We start from the raw sequence: 4428 nt of genomic DNA, 5'->3' as shown, positions 1-4428 counted from the left end.
AAATCTGGTATCTTCTGCCCTCGGTCAACTGCTGATAATTCATGGTAGTACTGCTTGTTTCTTTGGCGAGAAGAGCGTACCACTTTCAGCAGTTGGCTTCTTCTTCTACACCTTTCCATGAATGTCGCACTTATTATCTGAAATCGGGAGTACTATGCAATTATTACCACATTTTTTATTTAATATTTTTGATAAAGCCCACTCGCCTATTTTCCCTTTGATATGGCGTGAAAATACTTTGGCAACAAATAATAGTGTTACAGCCAAAATCAACATCCACGTTGTCGGTTGATTTAGAAGCTCTCCAAAAGCGCCTATAAATAGATTGGGGTTTTGCGCCCATCCCCTCGATATAAACCTCAGTTGATGTAAGTTATTGAAAAACTTTGCGCCCCCTAATTTTAAGTAAAGATCAAAAAATTTAAAACGTTTTGATAATTGTTTAACACTCAAATTACTGTTTAAGAAACAGGCTTAAGGTTAATTTCGAGGGGATGGGCAACAAACCCCATTTAGTATTTTTCCCCTTCTCCTCTAAGGGACTGCCGTCCCGCCGGCGCTTCGCTTGGCACCCTGCTGACGGTCGCTGCGCTCCCTTGGAGTTAATGCCTCGCCAGAGGCGAGAGGGTTTGTTTCCGCTGCGCTAGGCCCAAAGGGGCTTTGCCCCTCTGGACTCCCCACACTCGCCGCCGTGAGGCTCGGGGGCTGGGGCCTGCGGTCGCTGCGCTCCCTTCGTTCCCAACCCCAGAGCCAGAGGCTGGGTCGTTCCGGCAGCGTCAAGGGCGGGAGCGGAAGCCGCAGCCCTGGAGCGAAGCGGAAGGGATCGGGTGAGCACCCGGCGAAGCGAACCCTTGACGTGATGGAGTGACCCCCACGCTCAGGCAAGGGGGCAGGTAGAGCAGAGCGAAGCGGCGCGGCCACCTGCACCCCTGCCACGTGGCGAACGCGGGGTTTGGGGCAGCGCCCCAAGGTGTTCGCAACGACCGAAGGGAGGCGCAGGGCGAAGCCCGTAGAGCAAGGCCGCAGGCCGCTGCAACCGCGTAGCGGTCACGTACTTTACGGAGTAAAGTCTAGTGAGTATACACTTCAAAGAAGTGGCCCGCCGGAGGCACATTCGTACCTCGACGGGTTGGCAGCAATCTGACAGTGCGGAGGGGGACGGATGGCGTTTGCGATCATGAGGGCGAAGAAGCTCAACAGCATGGGCACGGTGGCGGCTGCGTTGCAGCACTGCTACCGCGACCGCGAGACGCCGAACGCCGATCAGGAGCGCACACCGGACAACGATCACCTGGCGGCCAGATCGACCGATGAGGCGATGGGCAAGCTCAGGGAGCGGTTGCCGGAGAAGCGGCGCAAGGATGCGGTGCTGGCGGTCGAATACGTGATGAGCGCCTCGCCGGAGTGGTGGCAGACCGCAAGCGCCGACCAGCAGCGGGAGTTCTTCAAGCGATCGACCGAGTGGCTGGCCGACAAGTACGGCGCTGAGAACGTGGTCACGGCCACGATCCACCGGGATGAGCTGACCCCGCACCTGTCGGCGTTCGTGGTGCCTCGGACGGCTGACGGGCGCCTGAGTGCCAAGGAGTTCATTGGCAACCGGACGAAGATGAGCCAGGACCAGACCAGCTACGCCGAACGGGTGGCCGATCTGGGGCTTGAACGGGGCATCGAGGGCAGCAGGGCCACACACCAGCGAGTTAAAACCCACTATGGGGCGATCCAGCAGGCAGGCCGAGACGTGCCACACCTGACGCCTGACGAGCTGAAACCCCAGAAGGTCAAGGGGGTGTCACTGGCCGAGAAGGTGTTCGGAGCCGTGGAGACGGTCGAAGGGGTGGCGCAAAGGTTGAACGCCAAAATAATGGGGTCTGTGCAGCCGATGGCCGAGAAAGCCGCTGTAAGCGCCCAGAACGAGCGAAGAGCCAAGGAGCTAAGGGAAACCCTAGCCCAGCAGCAAAAACGCTTACAGGCCCTTCAGGAGCCGTTTAAGGGGCTATCCAAGGATCAGGTAGCGGGACTGATCCGGCAGGCGGTGAAATTGCGGCAGGAGAACGAGCAGGAGAAGCAGGAGCGCGCCCAGCAGATCAAAGAGCGATTCAAGGCCAAGCGGGAACGGGAGCGCAGCGACCGCAGCAGGGGCCGTTAACCCTTTTCAACCAACTTTAACCAACCTTGAACAACCTTAAACCATTGTTTAACCAACATTAAACCACTTTCAACCAACCCTAAACCACTTTCAACCAACCCTAAGCAACCGGGGTGTAAGGGCTGGCAGTAATCGCGCGGATTTACAGGCACGTCGGATATGTTTACAAAAACTCCGTTTTTGACACATATCCCGTGCCAAAGGGTGCCCCTTTGAAACCCTCCAGCGCCCCGCTCAATCGCGGGGCAGGGTGACGCGGTGGGGTAGGTCGGGACTGGGGCCGTCCTCGTCCAGGAACGCCACTTCGGCGCGTTCCAGGGTGCAGCCATCGAGGTTCAATTCTTCCATGTCCTTGAGGGTGAAAACCCCCGCCTCCTCGCGGCTCTTGGTGTACCCGTAGCCCTTGGGTTTCCAGTACTCCAGACCTGTCTTGATGTAATACATGCTCATGGCCATACCTCGTCCTTGAGTTTCGATATAACGGAATCCAGCGCCGTTCTGGTGGTGCCGTCCAGCGTGTCTATACCCCTGTCGTAAGCCTCCAAAACAGCGGCCATTTCAGCGGCTGTGATGCTGATAGTGGCCGTGGTGTCCCTTACGATATGGGAGTAATCAGGCTTGCCGAAAAGGGCTTTGAGTGGATCTGTCATGGCTGATCTCCAAACATATCAAGCGTGTCTGTATCCCACTCTATTGTAAACAAGACATTTTTATCTTTTATATTCAATGGCTTATTTTCCTGCTAATTGGTAATACCATGAAAAATACCATGCTCAGAAAAGGCTTAACAATATTTTGAAAAATTGCCTACTGAGCGCTGCCGCACAGCTCCATAGGCCGCTTTCCTGGCTTTGCTTCCAGATGTATGCTATTCTGCTCCTGCAGCTAATGGATCACCGCAAACAGGTTACTCGCCTGGGGATTCCCTTTCGACCCGAGCATCCGTATGAGACTCATGCTCGATTATTATTATTATAGAAGCCCCCATGAATAAATCGCTCATCATTTTCGGCATCGTCAACATAACCTCGGACAGTTTCTCCGATGGAGGCCGGTATCTGGCGCCAGACGCAGCCATTGCGCAGGCGCGTAAGCTGATGGCCGAGGGGGCAGATGTGATCGACCTCGGTCCGGCATCCAGCAATCCCGACGCCGCGCCTGTTTCGTCCGACACAGAAATCGCGCGTATCGCGCCGGTGCTGGACGCGCTCAAGGCAGATGGCATTCCCGTCTCGCTCGACAGTTATCAACCCGCGACGCAAGCCTATGCCTTGTCGCGTGGTGTGGCCTATCTCAATGATATTCGCGGTTTTCCAGACGCTGCGTTCTATCCGCAATTGGCGAAATCATCTGCCAAACTCGTCGTTATGCATTCGGTGCAAGACGGGCAGGCAGATCGGCGCGAGGCACCCGCTGGCGACATCATGGATCACATTGCGGCGTTCTTTGACGCGCGCATCGCGGCGCTGACGGGTGCCGGTATCAAACGCAACCGCCTTGTCCTTGATCCCGGCATGGGGTTTTTTCTGGGGGCTGCTCCCGAAACCTCGCTCTCGGTGCTGGCGCGGTTCGATGAATTGCGGCTGCGCTTCGATTTGCCGGTGCTTCTGTCTGTTTCGCGCAAATCCTTTCTGCGCGCGCTCACAGGCCGTGGTCCGGGGGATGTCGGGGCCGCGACACTCGCTGCAGAGCTTGCCGCCGCCGCAGGTGGAGCTGACTTCATCCGCACACACGAGCCGCGCCCCTTGCGCGACGGGCTGGCGGTATTGGCGGCGCTGAAAGAAACCGCAAGAATTCGTTAACTGCACATTCGGGATATTTCTCTATATTCGCGGTTCAGCAGGCATGTCCCCTTTGAGGGCGACCCGACGACAGGATAATCGACCTTATGGTGCGCAAATATTTCGGCACAGACGGTATTCGTGGCAAAGCCAACGAAGGCGCGATGACGGCGGAAACCGCCTTGCGCGTCGGCATGGCGGCTGGCCGTGTCTTTCGTCGCGGTGACCACCGCCATCGTGTCGTGATCGGCAAGGATACGCGCCTGTCGGGCTATATGCTTGAACCCGCGCTCACAGCCGGTTTCACCTCGATGGGCATGGACGTATTCCTTTTTGGCCCGCTGCCGACAACGTATAGGAAGAATAAACGCCCTTTTCACCCAAGTCCAACAGCTTTGGACCGCAGTTGACTCTTTCGACACCCCTGCGATGCAACCCAATCCGGCTGACGGGGAGCCAGCAACGCTGAAAATTTACCCTCCTCTTTCCCACTAGCGG

The 4428-nt window shown here is 56.6% G+C and carries 5 protein-coding genes; 3 read left to right on the top strand and 2 right to left on the bottom strand.

Translation table 11 applies throughout. The features are described from left to right. Positions 1-1162: 1162 nt before the first annotated feature. Positions 1163-2149, top strand: a complete 987-nt coding sequence (gene mobV, locus DZ860_RS23385; protein WP_000852935.1) for a MobV family relaxase — start codon at positions 1163-1165, stop codon at positions 2147-2149. 234 nt (positions 2150-2383) lie between these two features. On the opposite strand, the gene DZ860_RS23380 is transcribed toward mobV, so the two are convergent. After that, positions 2384-2605 carry a hypothetical protein gene (locus tag DZ860_RS23380; RefSeq protein WP_001251694.1) on the bottom strand — a complete coding sequence of 74 codons (222 nt, stop codon included), beginning with the start codon at positions 2603-2605 and terminating at the stop codon, positions 2384-2386. Continuing rightward, positions 2596-2799, bottom strand: a complete 204-nt coding sequence (locus DZ860_RS23375; RefSeq protein WP_000131876.1) for a hypothetical protein — start codon at positions 2797-2799, stop codon at positions 2596-2598. The genes DZ860_RS23380 and DZ860_RS23375 overlap by 10 nt, the downstream gene beginning before the upstream one ends. Positions 2800-3135: 336 nt before the next feature. On the opposite strand from DZ860_RS23375, the gene sul2 reads away from it, so the two are divergent. Both sul2 and DZ860_RS23360 read left to right on the top strand, forming a co-directional pair. Beyond that, positions 3136-3951 carry a sulfonamide-resistant dihydropteroate synthase Sul2 gene (gene sul2, locus DZ860_RS23365; RefSeq protein WP_001043260.1) on the top strand — a complete coding sequence of 272 codons (816 nt, stop codon included), beginning with the start codon at positions 3136-3138 and terminating at the stop codon, positions 3949-3951. A gap of 86 nt (positions 3952-4037) precedes the next feature. After that, positions 4038-4340 (top strand): phosphoglucosamine mutase, encoded by a 303-nt coding sequence (locus DZ860_RS23360; RefSeq protein WP_000251875.1) that lies wholly within the window; start codon positions 4038-4040, stop codon positions 4338-4340. Positions 4341-4428 lie beyond the last annotated feature (88 nt).

The sequence above is a fragment of the Vibrio sinensis genome (assembly GCF_003605645.1).
GTDB lineage: Bacteria > Pseudomonadota > Gammaproteobacteria > Enterobacterales > Vibrionaceae > Vibrio > Vibrio sinensis.
The sequence above is the reverse complement of the archived record's forward strand: the minus strand, read 5'-3'. Positions and strand labels throughout refer to the sequence as shown.